The organism is Sandarakinorhabdus sp. (assembly GCF_051860625.1).
Classification (GTDB): domain Bacteria; phylum Pseudomonadota; class Alphaproteobacteria; order Sphingomonadales; family Sphingomonadaceae; genus Sandarakinorhabdus.
The window spans coordinates 1-24619 of sequence record NZ_JBHYDQ010000002.1; the positions used below are offsets into that span (position 1 = coordinate 1).

A 24619-nucleotide genomic window follows, 5' to 3' on the forward strand; every position below is an offset into this window, starting at 1 on the left:
CGGGGGTGGGGCTCGCCCCACCCCCGGCAACGCAATCATCTACACCGGGAAATTACACCACGTGAGCGGACGCTAACCAAAATCGCCTACAGTAAGCCCGCGACGAAACCTAAATCCTTTGAACATATGCGTAGTCTCTCTCGTTTTTGATAGAGACCTCTTGTAGTATGAAATTAAATTGAAAGCGGGTGGGAAATAGCGTGCACAAATAATCTCCTATAGAAAGTCGAAGTCTTAGGATTAGAGGACATACATTGATCCAGATGCTGCCTATCAGGCGGTGTGTGCTGGTCTCCTCCTTCCAGAGTGACTGAGAAATACTCCGAAAACAACCGAATCTTAGGCCAAGATCGACGCTTCGGAAGATATCTTCGGCTGGGTAGTGATCTGATCGGCGTGCTATCAGACGACAGCCTAGTCGTCCTCCAACAGCAATACTGCCCACAAGCATGCCAATTCACGCCGGCGCTCGTTATGCTGGGAGCGGTTATAGGTATCCATCCGGGTAGGGCCGCGGGGTAGTTCAGATGTCTTTCATGAAGTCCGACCGGCGTTCGTCGAGGAGGTCTTCGAGGTAGTCGAGGCCTTTGCGGGTGAAGCCGGTGACGGACGCGGCGTTTTCGTCGAGGCTGTCGATGATGCTGAGGCAGCCATCCTCGGGTTCCATTTGTTCGGCCATTTCTTCGATGACATCGAGATCGACGCCAAGGCGGCTTGCCGCAAAGCGTGCGGTGAACACCATGCTGGGCGCGGCCATCAGGCCGCCCGTGCGAACCTGATCGACGCCGCCCAGTTCCAATGCAGCAGTTCGTCGAGCCGGCTTGCCGGGTGATCGGCGATGCGCGCGAGGACGTCAGTCAGCCACGCCTGCGGGTCGACGTCATTGAGCCGGGCTGACTGGATCAGCATGTAGAGGACGGCCGCGCGGTCACCGCCGCGGTCGGAGCCGCAGAACAGGCATGCTTTGCGGCCAAGCGGCACGCAGAGCAGCGCCCGCCCGGCGGCGTTGTTCGACAGGCAGACCTGGCCGTTATCGAGCAAGCGAGCGAACGCCGCATACCGAGCGTCCATTTCGTTCTTCCGAAGCCGGTCGAACGGTGGTCCGCAAATGGTCCGCAGATAGCCGCACGTTCGCTTCCTGTTCTCGTATTTTAGTGCGGGTTTTCCGCCCATCAGTTTGATGAGTGTTGTCCCCGTCTCCTTTACACGGACAGGGCCGGGGGTTCGAAACCCTCACCGCCCACCGCCCACCGCGCAGCGCGGCTTTGGCCAGTGCGCAGCACTGGACATGGACTCGCGCAAGCGCGGCCGGGCTGGCTGGCGGCCCTCAGGCCGACAGAACAGCTTCGACGGCGCGGCTTTGCCGCGCTCTTTCTTCTCTTTCTACCCAACCCTGCGGACTCGGCGGCTTTGCCGCCGGCCGCGCGGTCACCCTTCAATGATGAGTTCGTGCCTGACTCCCGCGGCCGGCGGCAAAGCCGCCGAGTCCGCTTCTTCAGAAAGAAAAGAAAGCAAGAGCGCGGCAAAGCCGCGCCGTCGAAGCGGTTCGGCGCGCAAGAGCGCGCGCCGCCCGCCCGGCCGGGCTTGCGCCTGTCGGCGCGCGACACGCGCGCTCGCGGCGCTGCGCCGGTGTTGCTGCATCGCAACAGTTGCGTTCGTTATGGCCTCCAAAGCCAACCGTCATGAACCCTCCATGAACCTGTAACATAATCGTCACAAATAGGCGGCAGTGGGCGGGTTGTTACGCAGGCATCCGAATCTTGCGGCCTGCTCGATGTGCAGTCTCCACACCCAACCAGCCCCAGGGGGTATATCCCATGCGTCATCTTCGTCTTGGTGTAGCGCTTGCAGCGCTTGCAATCCCGGCCTTCGTCATTCCGGCTGCCGTTCAGGCCCAGGAAACCACCGCAGCCATCCGCGGCGCCATCGTCAACGAGCAGGGGCAGCCAATTGCTGGTGCCGGCGTGACGGTCATCCACACTCCGTCGGGCACGCGCATTGCGCAGGTGTCGGGCGCCAACGGCGAATTCAATGCCACCGGTCTGCGTCTGGGCGGCCCCTATGCCATCACGGTTGAAGCGCCGGGTTATGACCCTGTCACTGAAACGCTGAGCGGCCTGACCGCCGGTGTGCCACAGCGCGTGGAAGTCATGCTGGCCTCTGCCGGCAAGGCGATCACCGTTACCGCCACCCGCAACCGCAGTGCCATTACCATCGCTTCGGGCGCTGCCACCGTGCTGTCGGCGCGCGATATTGCCGGTGTCGCCAACGTCAACCGCGATATCCGCAACCTGGCGGCACGCGATCCGCTGGTGAACATCGATCCGACCAACGGTGGTGCCATCTCGATCGCCGGCCAGAACAACCGCTTCAACCGTTTCACCGTGGACGGTGTGGCCTTCGGCGACCCGTTCGGCCTCGAGGCCGGCGGCCTGGTCTCGACTCGCGGTCCGGTACCGCTCGATGCCATTTCGGAATTCTCGGTCGAAGCCGCGCCGGTCGATATCCGCCAGGGCTTCTTCCAGGGCGGCGCCATCAACACCCAGCTCAAGTCGGGCGGCAACCGCTTCACGGCCCTGGCTGGTGTCTATTATCAGAACGACCGGCTGCGCGGCGACAACGCGTCCGGCGTGTTGCGCGTTGGCGATTTCGCATCGGAGATCTACACGGCGCAGGTCACCGGCCCGATCATCAAGGATCGGCTGTTCTTCTCGGTCACCTATGAGCGGACGCGTGACACGGTGCCGGCGGCCGTGCAGCCGAACCAGCTCGGCATCACCGATGTGCAGCTCAACCAGATCGGTTCGATCGCGCAGACCGTGTATAATTTCGACACGCTGGGTGTCGCCAGCGACATCTCCGAAAAGGACGACAAGCTGGTCGCCAAGTTCGATTTGAACATTGCCGACGGCCACCGCGCTGCCTTCACCTATATCTACAACGAAGGCTTGGTCCTCGCTGGCCAGACTGGCGTCGGCGCGCTGAACGCCACCAACCCGAACTTTTCGCTGCTGTCCAACAACTACAACCAGGGTGCCACCAACCATTTCGGCATCTTCGAACTGAACGATCAGTGGAGCGACAGCTTCTCGACGCAACTTCGCGTGTCCTATGCTGACTATGTGCGTCTGCAGCAGCCGGTGGGCGGCAACACCGATTTCGGTCAGTTCCGCACCTGCCTGGCGCCCACGTCGTCGGCGCCGCCGAACACCTGCCCGGCTGCTACTCGCCTGCTGACGTTCGGTCCGGACATCAGCCGCCAGGCCAACGAGCTGGAGTCGACTTCGCTGAACGTGGAATTCAACGCCACGCTGAAGATGAACAACCACACGTTGAAGGCCATCGTCGAGCGCCGCACGCAGAATATCCGCAACCTGTTCGCGCAGCGTGTGTCGGGTGACTGGTACTTCGACTCGATCGCCGACCTGCAGGGTCGCCGGGCCAACGAACTTGACATTGCCGTGCCGCTGCGTGGCGGCATCGACACCGTCACGGCGCTGTTCGAGAACAACAGCTGGTCGTTCGGCATGCAGGACACCATCGATTTCGGCAGCAATCTGACCGTGATCGCCGGTTTCCGCTATGATCTGTTCGACACCCCGGATGTGCCGTTCCTGAACAATGATTTCATCAACCGCTTCGGCTTTGCCAATAACGCCACGCTGAACGGTCGTTCGCTGTTCCAGCCGCGTTTCGGCTTCAACTGGCGGCCGATGGAGCGCCTGCAATTGCGCGGTTCGGCCGGCATCTTCGGCGGCGGTAACCCCAACGTCTGGATTTCGAACAACTATTCCAACCCCGGTCCGACGCTGGGCCGCGCCCAGGTCCGCCGCGCCGCAGACGGCACCTTCACGGTCGCCGGCATTTCCGGTCTATCGCCGGCGCAGGTGCAGTCGATCGGTGCCGCCACGCTGAACAATGTCAGCGGCGGGACCGGTGTCCCGGCCGAACTGCTCGCCGCCATCCGCACTGCCGGCACCGGCGGTGCGCCGACCAACGCGCTGGATCCGAACTATCGGATCCCGTCGCAATGGCGTGTGTCGGGCTCGGTCGATTACAGCGCCAACCTCGGCTTCCTGGGTGACGACTGGAACCTGGGTGCGGACGTGATCTGGAGCCGCGTGCGCGACTCGCTGAACTGGATCGATCTGCGCTCGGTGCCGAACGGCACATTGCCCGATGGCCGTCTGCGCTATCAGGTGCTGCCGGGCCAGGGCACGACGACCAACACCGACATCCTGCTGACCAACGCGCAGCAGGGTTATAGCTGGAACATCGTCAGCCGCTTCGACAAGCGGTGGAGCAATGGCTTCCGTGTCAACGGTTCTTACACCTTGCAGCGCGCCAAGGATGTCAGCCCCGGCACGTCTTCGGTGGCCTTCTCCAACTACGTCAGCACGGCTGCCGGCTTTGACTCCAACAGTGCCGCCTATGGCACGTCCAACTATCAGCGCGACGATGCCTATCGTTTCCTGGTCAGCTATGACGCCGCCCTCTTCGGTGACAATGTCACCCGCTTCGAATTGTTCTTCAACTCGCTGTCGGGCCAGCGCTTCAGCTACACGATGGCCGATCAGGCGTCGGGCAACAACCGTTCGGCGGTTTTCGGCACTGTCGGCAACAACACCCGCTACCTGCTCTATGTGCCGAACGTCAGCTCGCCGACGGCGGATGCGCGTGTCAGCTACGCGCCGGGCTTCGATTTCGCCGGTTTCCAGAACTTTGTTCAGAACAGCGAATTGAACGACTTCCAGGGTCAGATTGCGCCGAAGAACCTTGGCCGGGCGCCGCGGTTCAACAAGCTCGACCTGCAGATCAACCAGGAAGTGCCGTTCGTGTTCGGCGGCAAGATCGAGCTGATGGCGGCCGTCGAAAACGTGCTGAACCTGCTCAACAACAATTGGGGCACCATCCGTCAGGTCGGCTTCCCGTATTTCGGCACAGCGGTGAATGCGGTCTGTCTGCAGCAGGCCGGCGGTGCAGCAGCAACGGTGCCGACGCAGCCCTGCGCGCAGTATCAGTTCTCCAATCGCAGCGGCACCACCTTCCGCGAGCCGACCCAGGGCGTGCAGCTCAACGGTTCGTTGTGGGGTGTTCGCTTCGGGGCCCGTGTGAAGTTCTGATCGACCGATTGCCAATCAAGCCAAGGAGAAGGGGCGGCCGAAAGGCTGCCCCTTTTTCGTTTGGCCTGTATTGCAGCGTCAGCCGCGCTGTTGATGAAACTGTGGATAGTCTGTCGCTGCCACTGGCTTGCAACGGATCTGACACGCGTTTGTAATCCGCATGGCCTAGTGCATCCGGGCAAAGGCCGGTTGCCGGGGCAGTTTCCGGTGCAAACACAGGGGGCTTTGATGGCTTCACTGCCGCTCGCCGGTGCAGATGCCGTTGCAGACAGCGTGATGTTTCGCGGTGCCGATCGCCGGTCAGAGCCATTGCCTTTGCCGGTGCCGCCGGCCTGGCTGTTCGATGATGACGAACGCACGCCTTCGGGCAAGCTCAAGCTGCGGACTGTCTGGATCTCCGACATTCATCTCGGCACGCAAGGCTGCAACGCCGATCTGCTGATGGATTTCCTGAAATCCGTGCAGCCCGAGACGCTCTATCTGGTCGGCGACATCATCGACGGCTGGAAGCTGAAGCGCGGCTGGTATTGGCCGCCGCGCCACAATGACGTGGTGCGCCGCGTGCTGAAGATGGCCGCCAAGGGTTGCCGCGTCGTCTATGTGCCGGGCAATCATGACGAGATGCTGCGGCCCTATGCCGGTCTGGCTTTTGGTGGTGTCGAGATCGCGCTGGAGGCCATCCACACCACGGCGGATGGTCGGCGCCTGCTGGTGTGCCACGGCGACGAATTTGATGGTGTGGTGCTGTATCATCGCTGGTTGGCCTGGGCCGGGGACATTGGTTATGCGATGTTGCTGCGGCTGAACGTTCATTACAACGCGGCGCGGCGCAAGCTGGGCCTGCCCTATTGGTCGATATCGGCGCACATCAAGAAGAAGGTGAAGAATGCCGTCGCCTTCATCGGCCGGTTCGAGGAAGCCGTGGCCGAAGCGGCCCGCCTGCGCGGGGTTGATGGCGTGGTGTGCGGCCATATCCATTCGGCCGAAATCCGGGATTTCGATGGGGTCGCCTACTACAATGATGGCGATTGGGTGGAAAGCTGCACGGCGCTGGTCGAACATCCGGACGGGCGCATGGAAATCAAGGATTGGACGCTGGTCGCAGCGGGCGCAGCCGCCCGTTCACCAGAGGGTCAGACTCAATTTGTCAAAACGCTGGCCTAACATTACAAAATAGCAAGAAAGTAGGTAGCGTCATGAAGCTTACTTTGGTCACCGACGCGTGGGAGCCGCAGGTCAACGGCGTGGTGCGCACCCTGGCCACCACGGTGCGTTTGCTGGCGGAGCGCGGCGTGCGGGTGCAGGTGATTTCGCCCGATCAATTCTGGTCGCTGCCGATGCCGTCCTATCCGGAAATCCGGCTGGCGATGACGACGCGGCGCCGGGTGTCGAAGCTGATCCGTGAATTTCGCCCCGATGCGCTGCACATTGCCACCGAAGGCCCGCTTGGCTGGCTGGCGCGCGGCTGGGCGATGAGCAACAACATGAAGTTCACCACCAGCTTTCACACGCGGTTTCCGGATTATGTGGCGGCGCGCATCGGCATCAATCCCGAACGTGTTTGGCGGGTGTTGCGGCGTTTTCATGGTGAAGCCAGCGCGATCATGGTGGCGACGCCGCGGCTGGCCGCCGAACTGGCCAGCCATGGCCTCACGCATACCATGCCCTGGTCACGCGGCGTCGATACCGACCTGTTCCGGCCCGATACGCCGCCGCATCCCGTTGCCGCCGGGCTGAAGCGGCCGTTGGCGCTGCATGTCGGCCGGGTGGCCGTGGAAAAGAATATCGAAGCGTTCCTGAGCGCGCCGTGGGCGGGCGACAAACTGGTGGTGGGCGACGGCCCGGCGCTGGACAGCTTGCAGAAACGCTACCCATCGGCGCATTTTCTGGGCGCACTGCACGGCCCGGCGCTGGCCAGCGCTTATGCTGCTGCCGACGTGCTGGCCTTTCCCAGCCGCACCGATACGTTCGGGCTGGTGATGATCGAAGCGCTGGCGAGCGGGACGCCAGTGGCTGGTTATCCGGTTCCCGGTCCGCTCGACATCATCGGCAGGGATGGTTTTGGCGCCGATGGGCGATCTTCAGGGCGGATCGGGGCAGTGTCGCACGATTTGTCGGTGGCCATGCAACAGGCGACGCGCGCGCGGCGGTCGGACTGTGTGGCGGCCGGCCGGCGCTATGGCTGGGATGCGTGTGTCGATCAGTTCCTGGCGGCGCTGGTGATGGGCGATGGTGCGCCGGTGCCGATGCTGCCGGCGCTGCAACCGTCGCTGGTCGCCTGAAAGGCCTGCTTGCAGCGGCAACTTTGCCGCCCTATCCCTTGGCGATACAGGGGAGAACGGGCAAATGCGGGCAACGATGATGATGGCGGTGCTGCTGGCCGGCGCCGCGCCGGTGGCGGCCGAAACCGTGGCGATCAGTGCAGCACGCATGCTGGATGTGAACAGTGGCCGCATCAGCGACCGCCCGCTGGTGATCGTGGTCGATGGCCGCATCACGGCGGTCGGCCGCCAGGGCGAACTGGCGGTGCCGGCTGGCGCGCGCCAGCTTGATCTGGGCAATCACACCATCCTGCCCGGCCTGATCGACATGCATGTCCACCTGACCAGCGATCCGACGCTGTCGGGGATGCAGGCGCTGCGTTATCCGGGCAGTTTCTGGACGGCGATCGGGGCTGGCATGGCGCGGCGCACCATCGAAGCCGGCTTCACCACGGTGCGCAACGTGGGATCGGTTGATTATGCGGATGTCGGCCTGAAGCAGGCGATCGAGCGGGGTGCGATTGTCGGCCCGCGCATCGTGCCGGCCACCTATGCTATTGGTGCCACCGGCGGCCACTGCGACACCAATGAACTGCCGGCCAATTTCGTGTTTGATCGCCCTGGTATCGCCGACGGTCCGGATGGTGTGCGCCGGACGGTGCGCGAATTGCACAAGCGCGGCGCCGAAGTGATCAAATACTGTGCCACCGGCGGCGTATTGTCGGTGGGCACCAGTGTGGGTGCGCAGCAATATACCCAGGCCGAAATGAATGCCCTGGTGGAAGAAGCGCATATGCTGGGCATGAAGGTGGCAGCGCATGCGCATGGGACAAGCGGTATCAAGGCGGCGATCCGCGCCGGGGTGGACACCATCGAGCACGCCAGCCTGGCCGATGCCGAAGGCATTGAACTGGCCAAGAAGGCCGGCACCTGGTTCTCAATGGATATCTACAATGACGATTATATCCTTGCCGAAGGCGCAAAGAACGGTCTCAGCGAGGAGAATCTCGCCAAGGAGCGCGAGGTCGGGCTGAAGCAGCGGCAGACGTTCCAGGCCGCGTGGAAGGCCGGCGTGAAGATCGTGTTCGGGTCTGACGCTGGCGTCTATCCACACGGCGACAATGCCCTGCAGTTCGGCAAGATGGTGGAATGGGGCATGGCGCCGATCGATGCGATCCGCGCCGCCACCATCCGTGCTGCCGAAGCGCTGGGACGTGAGGCGGATGTCGGCCAGATCGCGCCGGGCCGTTATGCCGATATCATTGCCGTGGCCGGCGATCCGACCCAGGATGTCGGCGTGCTGCGCGCCGTGCAGGCGGTGGTGAAGGGCGGCGTGCTCGTGAAGGGCGCCAACTGACATGCCACGCTGGTTCACCGCCCTGTTCTGGACCAGCATTGCGGTCGCCGCGGTGGTCGTGGGCCTGTCAAGCTGGGACGCGTTGAGCGCCAGTCCGCCCGACGCAGGGCCGGCCGTGAAGCGCGCCGTGCGCATCGATCGCGATGAATGGGGCGTGCCCCACATCCATGGCCGCACCGATGCCGATGTCGCCTATGGTATCGCGCAGGCCCATGCCGAGGATGATTTCCGCAATCTGGAGGAAGTGCTCGCCGCCGTGCGCGGCCGCGCCGGGGCGATCCTGGGCGAGGAAGGCGCCACGCTGGATTATGTCAGCCATCTGCTCGATGCACGCGCCATCGCCGATGCCCGCTACAACGATCTGTCGCCCGACACGCGGGCGCTGGTGGAGGCCTATGCGCAAGGCCTGACCGACTATGCCCGCCGCCACCCCGGTGAAATCCGGCTGCAGGGTCTGTTCCCGGTGACCGGGCGCGATATCGTGGCTGGCTTCGTGCTGCGGTCCCCGTTCTTCTTCGGCATGGACCGGGTGCTTGGCGCGCTGAACGAAGGCAGGCTGCCGCCGCGCGACAGTGGCCCGGCCGACGAACGCGGCAGCAATGCCTTTGCGGTGACGGCGGCGCGATCCGACGATGCCACCACGCGGCTGATCATCAACAGCCACCAGCCATGGGAAGGCGGCGTGACCTGGTGGGAATTGGTGGTGCACAGCGGCGAAGGCTGGGATTTTGCCGGCGCCACCTTCCCCGGCGCGCCATTCCCGCTGCTGGGCCATAATCGCAATCTGGGCTGGGCCAACACCGTCAACCGGCCCGATCTGATCGATGTCTACAAACTGGTGCTGAACGAGGATCGCACCCAATATCGGCTGGACGGCAAATGGCTGCCGCTGGAGGCCAGGCGCGTGTGGCTGCGGGTGCGGCTGGGGCCGTTGGTGCTGCCGATCCCGCGCATGGTCTATCGCAGCAAGCATGGTGCGGTGATCCTGAATGATCTGGGCGGCTTTGCCATTCGCCACACCGGCATTGGCGATGTCCGACAGATCGAGCAATATTATCGGTTGAACAAGGCGCGCAATTTCGCCGAGTGGAAGGCGGTGATGGCGATGCAGGCGGTGCCGGCGACCAATTTCCTCTATGCCGACAAGGAAGGCCATATCGGGTTGTTTTACAACGCCTTGTTCCCGGATCGGCGGCCGGGCTTTGACTGGAAGGGCGTGCTGCCCGGCGATACATCGGCGACGCTCTGGTCAGGCTACAAGCCGTGGGACGCCATCCCGATGGTCGTCGATCCGCGCGCTGGCTGGGTTGGCAATTCGAACAACACGCCGACCGTGGCGACCGCGCCGGACGAAAATCTGCAGGCGGCGGACTTTGCCCCGGTACTGGGCATCGAAACCTACACCACCAACCGCATGCACCGATTTGCCGAACTGTTTGGCGGCGTGAATGGCCCGATCAGCCGCGCCGCGCTGCTGCGCATCAAGTTCGACAAGGGCTATAGCCGCGCCAGCGTGGCCGGGCAGTGGATTGCGGCCGTGCTGGCAGTGGATACCAATGGCAAGCCGGATCTGGCGGCGGCGCAGGCGCTGCTCCGCACCTGGGACTGGACGGCCGACGGCCGCGGCCGCGCCGACAGCCTGGCCGTGGCGCTGATGGCGAGCGTCGGCCGCGAAGTCTATCGCGGTGATGCGCTGTCCCCGGCCGAGCCCAAGCTGCGCGAGGTGGTCGATGCGCTGATGGCCAGTTTTGGTCGGCTTGATGTGCCGCTTGGCGATTTTCAGCGTTTGCGCCGCGGCGGTGCTGATCTGCCGGTTTTTGGCGGCCCCGATACGCTACGCGCGATCTATGCCAGCGTCGCGCCGGATGGCCGGCGCGTGGCCAACAATGGCGACGGCTTCATCATGCTGGTGGAATGGCCGAACGATGGTGCGGTCAAATCCCGCTCGATCCACCAGTTTGGCGCGGCCACCATCCGCCGCAACAGCCCGCATTATGCCGACCAATCGCCGATGTTCGTGCGCGAGGAGTGGAAAAACGTCGATTTTTGAGCAGCCTGCGGTTTCCACCCGATTGCACGGACCCGCAACCATGGTATCGAACGGGAATGACATCTCGTGTTTCCCAACGACTAACGGAACGATATGAGCATCTTACCGTTTCGGAACGGATGATCGCCGGCTGGTTGACCGACAATATCGATCAACTGCCGTTTGAAACCGCGGCCTCGATCGGTGCCCGGGTCGGGGTGTCGGCGATGACCGTGGCACGGCTGGTCAAGCAGCTTGGCTATGCCAATCTGGCGGCGTTGAAGGCCGATCTGCGCGGCGATGCCCGCGATGCGCCCTGGTTGCTCACCCGCCCGGCGCCTTCGGCCGATGCGCGGTTGCAGGCCGAAACAGCGGCCATCGCCGGCGTCTATGCGCAGGCCGAAACGCCCGAGTGGGCGGCTGTGGTGGCGCTGCTGGCCGGCAGTCCTCGTATCCATGTCGCCGGATTCCAGACCGAGGCCGGGTTGGCCGCCGGCTTTGCGCGGCATTTGTCGTATGTGCGGCCGCATGTCGATGTGATCGACAGTGCGGCCGGCATTCATGATGTCGTGCTCGATTCCGGTCCTGGTGATGTGTTCGTGGCGCTGGATGTGCGCCGTTATTCGCGGCAGTTCCGTGTGCTGGCCGAAAAGGTCGCCCAGGCCGGCCGGCCACTGGTGGTGATCACCGATCCTTATTGCCCGTGGGCGCGTGACCTGACACCCCATATCCTGACGGCCGAAGTGGCGCTCGGCCATTTCTGGGACATGAACACGGCGCTGGCGTCGTTGCTCAACCTGTTGGTGGACGGGGTGGTGCAGCGCATCGGGCCCGACGTCGTGCACCAGCGATTGGCGCTTCTGGCGGAAAATTACAGTGATTTCATTGGCTTTCAGGGCCGGGCGCTCCAGGGCCGGGGGCAGGGCCGAAGTGCGGTGGCCAACCCGGCGGCAACGGAGCCTGCACCCGAATGATCTTGCCATCCGGCAGGGTGATTGCCAGCGCGCGGGCGTGCAGCCGCATCGGGCCATTCCCCCCATCGCCGTAAACCGGATCACCGGCAATCGCTGCGCCGATATGCGCTGCATGCACCCGGATCTGGTGGGTGCGACCGGCTTCTGGACGAAATTCGACCAGCCGTGTTGTCGGATCGAGCACGCGCCAATGGGTGCGCGCGGACTTGCCGCCGGCCTGCACCACCATCCGCCAGCCGGCCGCCGCGCTCGAAATCTTGGCGAGCGGAGCATCGATCAGCCCTGAGGTTTCAGTCGGCAGCGCCGACAGCAGCGCCCAATAGATTTTTTCTGCGCCGCCACCCGCAAACGCCGCCGCCAGCGCCTTCACCCCGCGCCGGCTCAGCGCGACGGCCAGGCAGCCCGATGTGTCGCGATCCAGCCGGTGCGCGGCCACGGGGCGGAAACCACCCCGCGCCAGGGACGGCAGATGATCCTCCAGACTCTGCGGTGTGCGCGGCCCCGGATGCACCGCCAACCCGGCTGGCTTGTTGATCACCGCCACATCACCGTCACGGTGCAAAATCGGGAAGGGGAAGGCCAACGCGTTCAATATCCTGCCTTTTCAAAACGTGTTTAAGCATCGTTCACCGCATGCCGTTTCCATGGCTGCGCCCCGCACCTCTGCGGTGGCGGGAAGCGGGAGTATCTCAGATGACCGTGATCAACACCAACATCAACGCGCTGACCGCCCAGAATGCGCAGCGCACTGCCAACAATGCCATGGGCACCGCCATGCAACGCCTGTCGACGGGCATGCGCATCAACAGCGCCAAGGACGACGCCGCCGGCCTGGCCATCAGCCAGAAAATGACAGCCGATGTCCGCGGGCTCGCCGTGGCCATGCGCAACGCCAACGATGGCATCAGTATGGCGCAGACTGCGGAAAGCGCGATGGGCGAAGTCACCAACATGCTGCAGCGCATGCGCGAACTGTCGGTCCAGTCGGCCAACGGCACGCTGACCGGCACCGATCGCACCGCACTGCAGGCCGAAGTCAAGCAGCTCGTCGGCGAAATCGACAATATCGGCGCGCGCACCAACTTCAACGGCCTGTCGCTGCTCGACGGCTCGGCGCGCTCGGTGAAGTTGCAGACCGGCAGCCGCGCCGGCGAAACCGTGTCGTTCAGCCTGGGTTCGGCCCGGGCGCGTGACTTGGGGCTGGGCGCCAGCCCGGCGCTCACCGCCACCGGCGCCTTCGAAGCCACCTCTGCCAACCTGGCCACCAACCATGCCTTGCAGGGCGGCGATCTGGTGATCAATGGCGTGCAGATCGGTTCTTCGTCGGAAGATGACGACAATGTCTCTTCCGCCAACAAGTCTGCATCGGCGCTGGCAAAGGCCGCCGCCATCAACGCTGCCACTGCACAGACCGGCGTACGCGCCGTGGTCGGCCAGACGGTGATGACCGGCACCGCGATGACGGCTGCCGCGCTCACCGGCACGGTCACGATCAACGGCATCACCACCGCCTCGATCACGACCACGACCAATGCGTCCGACAGCCGCCGCATCGTGCGGGATGCCATCAACGCCATTGCCGGCCAGACCGGTGTGCGGGCGGTCGACACCGGCGACAATAATGCCGGGCTGCGACTGGAAGCCGATGATGGCCGCAATATCGAGGTTTCGCTCGACACGCTGACAGCGGCAGCGTCCGGCCTGAAAACCGGTGCCCAGTCGGGCTCGTTCAGCCTGGAAAGCCTGAACGGCAAGCCGATCGAGATTGGCAGCAACAACTCGACCGCTGCCCGATTGAGCCGGTCGGGGCTGGCAGCCGGCAGCTTCGATCGCGGCGTTTCGACCGTGTCGTCGGATGTGCGTGCTGTTGCCACCAGTGCTGCCACCGCCCGCACGCTGAATAGCGGCGATCTGTCGATCAACGGCGTCGCCATTCGCGCTGCCAATGGCGATGATGACACGTTCAGCTCCACGGCGGCGCCATCGTCGGTGAAGGCTGGCAGCGCCATCGCCATCGCCAACGCCATCAACGCCTCCAGCGAGCTGACCGGCGTGACAGCCAAGGCCAATGCGCAAACCATCCAGTCGACCACCACCACCGTGATCGGCACCACGGGTGTCGCATTGCTGGGCATCAACGGCACGGTGATGGAAATCACGCTGGACCAGACCCACACCGCACAGCAAACCCGGGATAACGTTGCAAAGGAGATCAACAAGTTCAGTGGTTTGACCGGCGTTGTCGCCAAGGACAATGGCCTGGGTGGCCTGGATCTGACTGCTCAGGACGGCCGCAACATCACCGTTTACTTCGATACGGCGAGTGCAACTGCAGCCAACCTTGGCCTGGCCGGCGCCACCATCAAGGGCACAGGCACGGCCTATTCGGCGGTGGGTGTGGCCGATGTGGCCGACCTGTCGGCAACGGCGGTGCAGACGGCGTACAGCACGGTGCGGCTGGAATCGGCCAAGACCATCGATGTGCGCGCTGGCAGTCTGGCCTTTGGCGCCACGTCCAACTTCGGCAACCTCGGTTTTGAAGAAAATGCTTATGGCACCAACAAGGGCGGCCTGCGCATTTCCGAGGTTGATGTGTCGACGGCCGATGGTGCCAGCGCGGCGCTTGATGCGATCGATGAGGCGCTGAACAGCGTCAACCTCGATCGGGCCAACATCGGTGCGGTGCAGAACCGGCTGGAAGCGGCGGTGAACAACCTGTCGTCGAACAGCACCAATCTGCAGGCTTCGCGCAGCCGCATCCAGGACACGGATTTTGCCCAGGAATCGACCAACCTGGCCAAGAATCAGGTGCTGGGCCAGGCGGCGCAGGCGATGCTGGCGCGGGCCAACCAGTCCGCCCAGCAGGTTACCCAGCTCCTCCAGTAAGACGAGGGAGGGCCAAGCCCCGCAGCAGCGGGGTCTCGTCAGGGGGGCGGTGCCGCAAGGCGCCGCCCCTTTTCATTTGTGCATGCAGCACACAGTTGCTATCGCCGCCGCTTCCAGGTGCGGAGCGGTGGCCGAGTGGTCGAAGGCGCACGCCTGGAAAGTGTGTATGGGTCAAAAGCTCATCGAGGGTTCGAATCCCTCCCGCTCCGCCAACTGCCTTTCCAACGGGGTCCAGCCCCGTCTGGAAAATTCTGATATATCTGGATATTGCCTGAATCCTTCGTCCAGTGGGCGTCCGTCCAATCCAGCTGCGGCCTGGGCTTTCGGGGGCATCCTCCCGCCAGCTCTGTGACCCGCCCGGCATCACGCGTCATGGCAAGGACCGCTCACAGGCGGGGAATGGTCCGACCTGGAATTCGAAGCCACTGATTGGGCTGAGCCTGGCGCATGTCAGACGGGTCCATGAAACAGCCTCTCGAACGCTGACAGGATGAAGCCTTCTTGGGCGGTCGTGAACTTGCCGAAGCGGCACGCAAGACCTGACCAGACTCGAACATGTTGTTCACATCAGGCTACACCAAGATCGCGCTTGTCCACCGGGGCCGCTGGACCCGGGCGTCAGGCTGCTGAACACACGCTATCGATGCGAGCTACTGTCCGCGAAGGTTCGTGAGGTTCTGGGTGTGCAAACTGGCCCGTTCTGGTCATTTGAATGGCCTGGGCATCGCTGCGACCGGGATTGAAACCGAGCCACCGCGCGGTCTTTCAACCGAAACATGATAGTCGCCGACGTTGCTTTTGCGCGATAACATGCTTGGAAAATGGGGAGGAAGACCACGCCATGTCGATCGACTTCGAGATTCCCGCTGAAGCCAAGGCCGTTCGCGAGCGCGTTCGCCAATGGGTGAATGATGAATGCCGTCCGGCGGAAAAGGCGCTACACGACGGCGGCGATTACCAGACCATCCTGGGGGCGCTGCGGGCCAAGGCGCGGGCGCAGGGGCTGTGGCTGCCGTTCATTCCCAAGGAACATGGTGGCATGGGGCTGGGCCCGCTCGCCAATGCGCTGGTGCAGATGGAGCTTGGCCAAAGCCATCTCGGCGCGCTGTCGATGAACAGCCAGGGGCCGGACGACGCAACCATGCTGACGCTGCTGGCGCATGGCACCGACCATCAGAAGGAGAAGTTCCTCAAGCCCCTGCTCAATGGCGACAAGCGGGTGTGCTATTCGATGACCGAAAAGGCCGCCGGCGCCGATGCCACCGGCATGCGCACTACCGCGGTGAAGGACGGCAACGAAAACTATGTGCTGAACGGCGAAAAATGGTTCTCGTCGGCGGCCAGCGCTGCCGATCTTGCCGTGGTGATGGCACGCACCGATCCGGATGCGCCGCGCCACCAGCAGTTTTCGACCTTCATCGTCGAGCTGCCCAACCCCGGCTACATCATCAAGCGTGACATCAAGACGATGGCGATCGAAGGCCCGCTGTCCCAGGTGATGGGCGGCGGCCACAGCGAGATCGAGATCAGGGATCTGGTGGTGCCCGCCGACAATCTGCTCGGCGGCGAAGGCAATGGCTTCAACATGGGGCAGCACCGGCTCGCCTATGGGCGGCTGAGGCATGGCATGCACAATGTTGCCATGGCGCAGCGCGCGCTTGATCTCGCGGCGGCGCATGTCACCCAGCGCTCGACCTTCGGCAAGCCGCTGCACGAACGCCAGGGCGTGCAGTTCATGCTCGCCGAGTGCGCGAGCGAACTTTACATGGCGCGGCTGATGCTGCTGCACATTGCCTACAAGGCCGAAAAGGGCATGGACCTGCGGCAGGAGAACAGCATCGCCAAGGTGTTCCTCGCGCACATGGTGCACAAGGTTGTCGATACTGCCATCCAGTTGCACGGCGCACTCGGCTACAGCCAGGATACGCCGCTGGCGAGTTGGTACACCCATATCCGATCGCAGCGCCTCGTCGATGGCCCCGATGAAGTGCACCGCTGGACGGTCGGCCGCAATGTCATCAAGGCCTATCAGGCGCATGGCACGACGGCATCGGCAGCGGGTGGCGATCTGATCTAGGAACGCGCGACGCGCGTCACAGCAAGGACAGCGCGCGACGTTTCGGCGCGAAACCGGAAACGCGATCCGCAAGACCGTTCAGCGGCGATGACGGCGACCATTCGGGGGGAGTGCGATGATCCGCAAAGGCTGGTGGCTGTTTCTGCTCGGGCTGGTGCTGGTGCTGGGCGGATCGTGGCAGGCAAGTCGCATCCAGACCGCCGGCGGCATCAGCGTCCAGGATATCCGCTTCCGCTCGCCTGCCGGCACCTTGATGAGCGCGCTGCTCTATGTGCCGCCGGGTGCGACGGCGTCGACTCCGGCGCCGGGCATCCTTGCCGTCCATGGCTATATCAACAGCCGCGAGACGCAGGACGGTTTCGCCATCGAATTTGCCCGGCGCGGCTATGTCGTGCTGGCCCTGGACCAGACCGGCCACGGCTATTCGGGCGGCGCGGCGTTTTCGGAAGGCTTTGGTGGGCCGGCCGGGCTGGCCCAACTGCGCAGCCTGCCGATGGTGGACAAGGCGAATATCGGCCTGGAAGGCCATAGCATGGGCGGCTGGACGGCGCTCGCGGCTGCCGCGGCCATGCCCGGCGCCTATCGCGCCATGGTGCTGCAGGGTTCCTCCACCGGAAAGCCGTTCGCCGCCGATGGCACACCCACCTGGCCGCGCAACCTGGCGCTGGTGTTCAGCCGCTATGACGAATTTTCGAAGATCATGTGGGATGTGGACCGGGCGCAGGATGTGGCGGGCAGCGCCAAGTTGCAGGCGTTGTTCGGCACGACCGCCATCGTGCCCGGCCGGATTTACGGCCGCATCGCCGATGGCACCGCGCGGCGGCTGACCCAGCCCATCACCACGCACCCCGGCGACCATATCAGCCATGCTGCGATCGGTGACGCGCTGGACTGGTTCGGCCAGACGCTGGAAGGTGGCACGCCGCTGCCGGCGGACAACCAGATCTGGTTCGGCAAGGAAATTGCCACCGGGATGGCGTTGGTCGGCTTCTTCGCCATCCTCGTCGGCAGTTTCGATCTGTTGCTGGCGTTGCCGGTCTTCGCGCCGCTGCGCCGCGCGCCACCGCCCGCCAATCCGCGCCGCGATGCCCGCTGGTGGCGGCAGTTTGCGTTTGCGGCCTTGTGGCCCGCCATCAGCTTCTTCCCGGCCTTCATTCTGGTGACGCTGGCATTGCCGCCGTCGTCCCTGTTGCCGCAGACGGTCACGACCCAGGTGACGCTGTGGGCGCTGATCAATGCCGGGCTGACGCTGTTGCTGCTGCGCTTCGCCCAACCAAAGCCGCCGCGCCCCGCACCGCAATGGCTGCTGGCGGCGCTGCTGGCGCTGGCGACGATGGCCATCGGCTATGCGACGCTGCTGGCGATGGCTGAGTGGTTCACGGTGGATTCCCGGTTCTGGGTGGTGGCATTGAAGCCGCTCAGCGCCAGCCAGTTCCGCATCGCGCTGGTCTATCTCGTCCCGATCACCTTCGCGCAGATCGTCATGCTGGCCGCGCTCGGCCGGTTGGCGGTGGCGGGCGATGGCTGGATCAGGCGCTATGGCGCTGCAATGTTGGCCCTTGCCGGCGGCTTCATCCTGTTGCTGGTGATTGATTACGGCGTTTTCTTCGCCACCGGCCAGTTGCCGACGGCGTTCGATCCGCTGACCACCGTCATCGCCATCCAGTTCGTGCCGCTGCTCGCCATCATTGCCGGCATAGGCACCTTCATCTGGGCGCGCACCGGCAGCGCCGTGCCGGGCGGGATGCTGTGCGGGCTGTTTGTCACCTGGTATGTCGTCGCCGGCACGGCCACCCAGGTTTCATGACGGGGGCGCCACGCTGTCACCTGCGCCCAACGCCCAACGGCCGGCAGGTGCGGGCTCGGCGACGCCTCGTCCGCTAGCTCTAGATAGCTTACCGGGCGCCGCATCGCGTGTATCACTGCCAGGCAAGAACAAATCTTGGGGAGAGCCATGCACTACGCGGAACTGGCGAAGGCGCGCGAAGAGCTGACAGGCCCTGGCGGCGCGTTCGAGATCATCACCATCGATGTCAATGGCATCGCGTTGCGCGCCTATCGCAATGCGCTGCCCGATGTGCGGGCGCTGTGGCAATCGACGCTGCAATTCGCCGACCGGACGTATCTGGTCTATCGCGATGAACGGCTGACCTATGCCGAGGCCCACGCCCGCGTGGACGCCATCGCGGCCTGGCTGGCGGCGCGCGGCATCGGGCCGGGCGATCGGGTGGCGATTGCCATGCGCAACTATCCGGAATGGCTGCTGATCTATTGGGCCTGCGTCTGCTCTGGCATTGCCGTCGTCGGCATGAACGCCTGGTGGACCGCCGAGGAAACGGCCTATGCGCTGAACGATGCAGCACCCAAGGCCCTGTTCCTCGATGCCGAGCGGCTGGATCGCTATCGCGAAATCACCGAGCCGCTGGCCGACCTGACGCTCGTCGGGGTGCGGCTGCGCGGGCCGGAGCCGGGCGTGACAGCGTTCGCCGATATGATCGCGGATGGGGTCTCATTGGGCGGTCCTCAGCCGGCGGTGGCGATCGATCCCGATGCCGATGCCTGCATCTTCTACACATCGGGCACCACCGGCTTTCCCAAGGGCGCGCAGTTGACCCATCGCGGGTGCATCACCAACTTGTACAACATGCTCTATGCCGGCGCTTCCACGGCCTTGGCGACGCAACGCGCCACCGGTATCGCGCCGCCCGCCAACCCGCCGGTGCCGGTATCGCTGCTGACGACGCCGCTGTTTCACGTTACCGCCAACAATTGCGGCGCCTATGCCACCACTGCGGCCGGCGGCACCATCGTGCTGATGTACCGCTGGGACGCCGGCGAAGCGTTGCGCATCATCGCGGCTGAACGGGTGACGTCCATCGGCGGCGTGCCGGTGATGGCACGCGAGCTGATCAACCATCCGGATTTCGCCACCACCGATGTGTCGAGCCTGACAGCGATGTCGGGCGGCGGCGCCCAGGTGCCGCCCGATCTGGTGCACAAGATCGAGGACAAGGTGGCCAGCGCCCGGCCGAGCACAGGCTATGGCATGACTGAAACCTGCGGGATCATCACGTCGGTTGCTGGCGACTTCTTTGTCGACAAGCCCGACAGCGCCGGCCCCGCCATGCCCAGCTATGAAGCCAAATGCGTCGATGACGCCGGCAACACGGTGCCAACGGGCGGAACCGGTGAGTTATGGGTGAGGGGCGCCGCGGTCATCAAGGGTTACATCAACCGCCCGGAAGCGACTGCCGCCGCTATCACCGATGGCTGGCTGCACACCGGCGACATCGCCCGCATCGACGAAGATGGCTTCATCTTCATCGTCGATCGCAAGAAGGACATGGTGCTGCGCGGCGGCGAGAATGTTTACTGCGCCGAGGTTGAAGCCGCCATCTATCGCCATCCCGCGATTGCCGAATGCTGCGTGTTCGGCGTACCCGATCACCGGCTCGGCGAGGAAGTCGGCGTGGCGGTGCTGCTGAAACCCGGCGAAAGCCTTGATGAGGCCGCGCTGCGCAGCTTTTGCGGGGGCCTGATTGCCCCCTACAAGGTGCCGCGCCACGTCTGGTTCATGGCCGAACCACTGCCGCGCAACGCCAGTGGCAAGTTCCTGAAGCGCGAACTGCGTGACCGGTTGGCCAAGGATCTGCCGGTGGCGTGAGGGTCAAGCGCTGGCCATTGTCGGCGCACGGTTCTGACCAAAGGGGGCGACCATCATGAAATTGCATCTGCTGCTCGTTTCAACAGCCCTGCTTTGCCTGCCGGCGGCCAGCCTGGCGCAGACGGCGCCGAAAGATTTCTTCAAGCAGCCGCCGGGCAGCGATTATTACCTCGCCAATTACACGCAGTACGAAGCCTATCTGCAGAAGCTGGCCAGCGAATCTGACCGTCTGAAGCTGCTCGATATCGGCAAGACCGCTGAGGGGCGGACCATGTGGGTGGCTGTTGTCTCCACGCCGGCCAATCTGGCGCGGCTGGAGGACTATCGCAGCATCGCCCAGCGGCTGGCGAAGGCGCGCGGGGTGGATGAGGCGCAGGCGAAGGCGCTGGCGGCGCAGGGCAAGGCGATCGTGTGGATCGATGCCGGCATGCACGCCACCGAAACCGTGACATCGCAAGGGCAGATCCAGGTGCTGCACCGGATGCTGACGCAAACCGATCCCGAAACCATGCGCATGCTGGACGATTGCATCATCCTGTTCGGCCACGACAACCCCGATGGCATGGAGTTGGTCGCCAACTGGTACATGCGTCACGAAGACCCGAAGAAACGCGAATTCGCAACGCTACCAAGGCTTTATCAGAAATATATCGGCCACGACAATAATCGTGACAGTTATATGGTGCAGATGCCCGAAACGGAAAACGTCAACCGCGTGCTGTTCCGGCAGTGGTATCCGCAAATCGTCTACAACCAGCACCAGACCGGCCCGGAAGGCATGGTGGTGTTCGTGCCGCCGTTCCGCGATCCGTTCAATTTCAACTATGATCCCATCGTGATGACCCAATTGAACGAGGTCGGTGCGGCGATGCATTCGCGGCTGATTGCCGAAGGCAAGGCCGGTTCCGGCATGCGCAGCGCGGCGCGATATTCGACCTGGCACAATGGCATGGAGCGCAGTGTCGCCTATTTCCACAACAGTATCGGCTTGCTGACCGAAATCATCGGCGGGCCCACGCCCACCACCATCCCGCTGGTGCCGGCCACGCAACTGCCGCGCGGCGACGAGATGCTCCCCATAGCTCCGCGGCCCTGGCATCTGCAGGACACGCTGGATTATCAATGGACGCTCAATCGCGCCGTGATCGATTATGCCGCGCGCAATCGTGAGCGGCTGTTGTTCAACATCTGGCGGATGGGCGCCAACAGCATCGAGAAGGGCAGCCGCGATAGCTGGACGATCACACCATCCAAGGTCGAGCGGCTGGCCAATGCCGCTGCGCTGCCGGGGGCCGGCGCGCGCAAGGTCGATCCGGCGCTATATGCGACCATGCTGCAAGCGCCGGCAGAGCGCGACCCGCGCGCCTATGTGATCCCCGCCGACCAGCGCGACTTGCCCACCGCTGTCACCTTCCTGAATGCGCTTATCAAGAATGGCGTCGAGGTGGAACGCGCCACTGCGGCGTTCACCGCGGGCGGCAAGACCTATCCGGCCGGCAGTTATGTGGTGCGCACCGCGCAGGCCTATCGCCCCCACGTGCTCGACATGTTCGAGCCGCAGGACCATCCCAACGATGTGCCCTATCCCGGCGGCGCGCCGACCCCGCCTTATGATGTGGCGGGTTATACTCTGGCCTATCAGATGGCCGTGCAGTTCGATCGGGTGCTGGAGGCGGTCGACGGCAGTTTCGTGGCTGTCGATGATCTGATGCGTCCGCCGGCGGGCCGCATCAGCGGTAACGGCAACGCCGGCTGGCTGATCGGCCATGAGACCAACAACAGCGCCATCTTGACCAACCGCCTGCTGAAGGCCGGGGTGAAGCCGGCCTGGGTCAGGGACGCGGTGACTCTGGGCAACGACACGCTGGCACCGGGCGCGATCTGGGTGCCGGCGTCGGGCGCAGCTGGGAGCATCATCAACAAGGCTGTGGCCGAACTTGGCCTGGTCGCGCATGCGGTGGCCAAGGCGCCGGCATCCCCGACGATCAAGCTGCGCCCGGTGCGGCTGGGGCTGGTGGACCGTTATGGCGGCTTGATGACCGCCGGCTGGACGCGCTGGCTGCTCGAGCAGTTCGAATTTCCATTCGAGGTCGTCTATCCGCAGCGGATCGAAGCGGGCGGCCTGAAACGCGCGTTCGATGTGCTGCTGTTCGCCGACGGCGCGCTGCCGGGCAAGGGCGCGTGGGGGGTGGATCGGCCGTCGGCACAACCGAAGCCCGAGGACACGCCGGCCGAATGGCAAGCCACGACCGGCACGCTCAGCGACGCGAAGACCGTGCCGGCGCTGACGGAATTTTTCCGCAATGGCGGCGCGGTGGTGGCGATGGGCGGTTCGGCGCGGCTGGCCGAGTTGTTCGGTGCCCCGCTGAAGCTTGCACAGAGCCGCACTGAAAATGGCGAAACGCGCGCCCTTGATACCAAGCAGTTCTTCATTCCCGGATCGGTGCTGCGCGCCCAGGTCGATAACCGCCAGCCGCTGGCCTATGGCCTGCCGGGCGAAATCGACATGTTCTTCAACCGCTCGCCCAGCTTCGTGCCGGCTGCGGGCAATGGCACGGCCGCGCCAGTGTCATGGTTCCAGGGCCGATCCTTGTTGCGCAGTGGCTGGGCCGTGGGTCAGGAGCAATTGGCCGGCACCATCGCGGTGGCCGATATCGATGTGGCGCGGGGCAAATTGTTCGTGATGGGTCCGGAAGTCGTGCAGCGCGCCCAAGCCTATGGCACGTTCAAATTTCTGTTCAACGCGGTCCACTATGGCGGGGCAGAGCGTTAGGCGGAGGCTTTTGGCGGCGCTGGTGGCTGCCAGGTGACGGGCAAGGCGGCGTCATCGGCCACCTGATAGGTCCATACCTTGAAATCGGTGAGGTCGTGCGGGCCGAAGCTGTTGATCAGCGGCACATCGGCGGCGTCGCGGCCGCGGGCGATGACGATGCGGCCGATGCGCCGCGCATTGTTGCGCGGATCGAACGCATGCCAGCCACCGCCCAGATACACCTCCATCCAGGCGCTGAAGTCCATCGGGTCCACCACCGGCACGCCGATGTCACCAAGATGGCCGTTCACATAACGGGCCGGGATGTTCAGGCAGCGGCACAGTGTAATGGCGAGATGCGCGAAATCGCGACACACGCCGACACGGTTTTCCAGCGTGTCGCGCGCCGTGCGGGTGGCGCTGGCATTGCCATAATCAAATTCGATATGGTTCTGCACGAAATCCACAATCGCCTGCACGCGGCGCCAGCCGGGTGGCAGCGCACCAAATCTGTTCCAGGCAAACTGGCTGAGCTGGTCGGTTTCGCAATAGCGGCTGCCCATCAGATGGACGAGGACATCGGCCGGCAGATTGGCGACAGGGATTTCCGCAGCATCCAGGCACTGCGGATCGATTAGATCATCGCAATCCACGATGGCATCGCCCGACAGCACCAGCGCCCCGGCCGGCGCCACCAGCCGCTGGCAGCGGTTGCCGAAGCTGTCCATGTAGAATGTGGTCGGCGTGTTGAGGCTGTTGTGGCGCGCTTCGACCAACGGCCGCGCGCGGACATCATCATCATGCGGGGTCAGCATCAGCACCAGCGCGGTGGGCTGCGCACAATGGATGGCGATGCGATAGCCGCAGCGGATCAGCATGAGACGTGTGACTCCGGACAAGGAAGGTCATTGCTGCAGACCAGGGGTGCCTGCATGTTGAACGCGGGACCATGGCGATGCGGATGGTCGCCGCCATTGGCCAGCAGCGGAATCCACCCGCGTTCAGGCCAATCATCTGCGTAGGGCAGGGGGCAGCGCCTGAGTAGAAGCCGCTGCTGCCGGCCAATACTCAGGGCGGCTAAGCTTTTGTTGCTGCCCCGATCATATCCAGCGGGTCCCGATCCAGACCTTTGATCGGGGCAGCACCGTGCCATATCCGGCACAGGAGGCGTATCATGAGTATCGACAAGAATCGCGTTGAAGGCGCCGGCAAGCAAGTGACCGGCAGCGTCAAGGAAGCCACCGGCAAATTGTTTGACGACAAGGGCCTTGAGATCGAAGGCAAGGTCGAAAAGACCGAAGGCAAGGTCCAGAGCGCCGTTGGCAAGGCCAAGGATGACGTGAAGGACGCACTCGACGATTGAGCCGATGGCCGGGCCCTCGTGGCCCGGCTGACAGGCCGTCCAGTGCGTGTGTCTGCTCGCACTGGCCATTGGGCTTCGTGTGACGTTGCGGGCGCAATCTGGTACATTGCTGATCACGCTGATGGCGTGTCCA

The 24619-nt window shown here is 64.0% G+C and carries 15 protein-coding genes, 1 tRNA gene and 1 pseudogene; 13 read left to right on the top strand and 4 right to left on the bottom strand.

The window, feature by feature from the left end; all coding sequences use genetic code 11:
• Nucleotides 1-523 precede the first annotated feature (523 nt).
• Nucleotides 524-757 (bottom strand): hypothetical protein, encoded by a 234-nt coding sequence (locus ACTIEZ_RS02525; RefSeq protein ID WP_439545083.1) that lies wholly within the window; start codon nucleotides 755-757, stop codon nucleotides 524-526.
• Nucleotides 757-1062 (bottom strand): annotated as a pseudogene (locus tag ACTIEZ_RS02530) (transposase domain-containing protein); the annotation flags it as partial. The gene ACTIEZ_RS02525 and the pseudogene ACTIEZ_RS02530, both read right to left, overlap by 1 nt.
• A 755-nt stretch (nucleotides 1063-1817) precedes the next feature.
• On the opposite strand from ACTIEZ_RS02530, the gene ACTIEZ_RS02535 reads away from it, so the two are divergent.
• From ACTIEZ_RS02535 to ACTIEZ_RS02560, 6 genes are all read left to right on the top strand, one after another.
• Complete coding sequence (locus ACTIEZ_RS02535; RefSeq protein ID WP_439545084.1) at nucleotides 1818-5123, top strand: TonB-dependent receptor; 3306 nt, start codon at nucleotides 1818-1820, stop codon at nucleotides 5121-5123.
• A 228-nt stretch (nucleotides 5124-5351) separates the two neighbouring features.
• A complete protein-coding gene (locus tag ACTIEZ_RS02540; protein ID WP_439545085.1) occupies nucleotides 5352-6287 on the top strand; it encodes a UDP-2,3-diacylglucosamine diphosphatase in 936 nt (311 codons plus the stop codon).
• A gap of 32 nt (nucleotides 6288-6319) precedes the next feature.
• Complete coding sequence (locus ACTIEZ_RS02545; RefSeq protein WP_439545086.1) at nucleotides 6320-7405, top strand: glycosyltransferase family 4 protein; 1086 nt, start codon at nucleotides 6320-6322, stop codon at nucleotides 7403-7405.
• Nucleotides 7406-7469: 64 nt separating this feature from the next.
• On the top strand, nucleotides 7470-8741 hold the full coding sequence (locus tag ACTIEZ_RS02550) for a Xaa-Pro dipeptidase (protein ID WP_439545087.1): 1272 nt from the start codon (nucleotides 7470-7472) through the stop codon (nucleotides 8739-8741).
• Between the two features lies 1 nt (nucleotide 8742).
• Entirely contained in the window at nucleotides 8743-10791 is a 2049-nt protein-coding gene (locus ACTIEZ_RS02555; RefSeq protein ID WP_439545088.1) for a penicillin acylase family protein, read from the top strand.
• Between the two features lie 56 nt (nucleotides 10792-10847).
• Nucleotides 10848-11744 (top strand): MurR/RpiR family transcriptional regulator, encoded by an 897-nt coding sequence (locus ACTIEZ_RS02560; protein WP_439545089.1) that lies wholly within the window; start codon nucleotides 10848-10850, stop codon nucleotides 11742-11744.
• Here the strand turns inward: ACTIEZ_RS02560 and ACTIEZ_RS02565 are convergent.
• A complete protein-coding gene (locus tag ACTIEZ_RS02565) occupies nucleotides 11653-12336 on the bottom strand; it encodes an RluA family pseudouridine synthase (protein WP_439545090.1) in 684 nt (227 codons plus the stop codon). The two genes, ACTIEZ_RS02560 and ACTIEZ_RS02565, sit on opposite strands and share 92 nt — an antisense overlap.
• A 101-nt stretch (nucleotides 12337-12437) precedes the next feature.
• On the opposite strand from ACTIEZ_RS02565, the gene ACTIEZ_RS02570 reads away from it, so the two are divergent.
• From ACTIEZ_RS02570 to ACTIEZ_RS02595, 6 genes are all read left to right on the top strand, one after another.
• Nucleotides 12438-14630 (top strand): flagellin N-terminal helical domain-containing protein, encoded by a 2193-nt coding sequence (locus ACTIEZ_RS02570; protein WP_439545091.1) that lies wholly within the window; start codon nucleotides 12438-12440, stop codon nucleotides 14628-14630.
• Between the two features lie 121 nt (nucleotides 14631-14751).
• A tRNA-Ser gene (locus ACTIEZ_RS02575) sits at nucleotides 14752-14842 on the top strand.
• Between the two features lie 629 nt (nucleotides 14843-15471).
• Entirely contained in the window at nucleotides 15472-16707 is a 1236-nt protein-coding gene (locus tag ACTIEZ_RS02580; protein ID WP_439545092.1) for an acyl-CoA dehydrogenase family protein, read from the top strand.
• Between the two features lie 115 nt (nucleotides 16708-16822).
• Nucleotides 16823-18514 carry an alpha/beta hydrolase family protein gene (locus tag ACTIEZ_RS02585; RefSeq protein WP_439545093.1) on the top strand — a complete coding sequence of 564 codons (1692 nt, stop codon included), beginning with the start codon at nucleotides 16823-16825 and terminating at the stop codon, nucleotides 18512-18514.
• 147 nt (nucleotides 18515-18661) lie between these two features.
• Nucleotides 18662-20371 carry a class I adenylate-forming enzyme family protein gene (locus ACTIEZ_RS02590; RefSeq protein WP_439545094.1) on the top strand — a complete coding sequence of 570 codons (1710 nt, stop codon included), beginning with the start codon at nucleotides 18662-18664 and terminating at the stop codon, nucleotides 20369-20371.
• 55 nt (nucleotides 20372-20426) lie between these two features.
• Nucleotides 20427-23144 (top strand): M14 family metallopeptidase, encoded by a 2718-nt coding sequence (locus tag ACTIEZ_RS02595; RefSeq protein WP_439545095.1) that lies wholly within the window; start codon nucleotides 20427-20429, stop codon nucleotides 23142-23144.
• On the opposite strand, the gene ACTIEZ_RS02600 is transcribed toward ACTIEZ_RS02595, so the two are convergent.
• Entirely contained in the window at nucleotides 23141-24001 is an 861-nt protein-coding gene (locus ACTIEZ_RS02600) for a transglutaminase-like domain-containing protein (RefSeq protein ID WP_439545096.1), read from the bottom strand. The genes ACTIEZ_RS02595 and ACTIEZ_RS02600 overlap by 4 nt on opposite strands.
• 296 nt (nucleotides 24002-24297) lie before the next feature.
• On the opposite strand from ACTIEZ_RS02600, the gene ACTIEZ_RS02605 reads away from it, so the two are divergent.
• Nucleotides 24298-24486 carry a CsbD family protein gene (locus ACTIEZ_RS02605; RefSeq protein ID WP_439545097.1) on the top strand — a complete coding sequence of 63 codons (189 nt, stop codon included), beginning with the start codon at nucleotides 24298-24300 and terminating at the stop codon, nucleotides 24484-24486.
• Nucleotides 24487-24619: the final 133 nt, after the last annotated feature.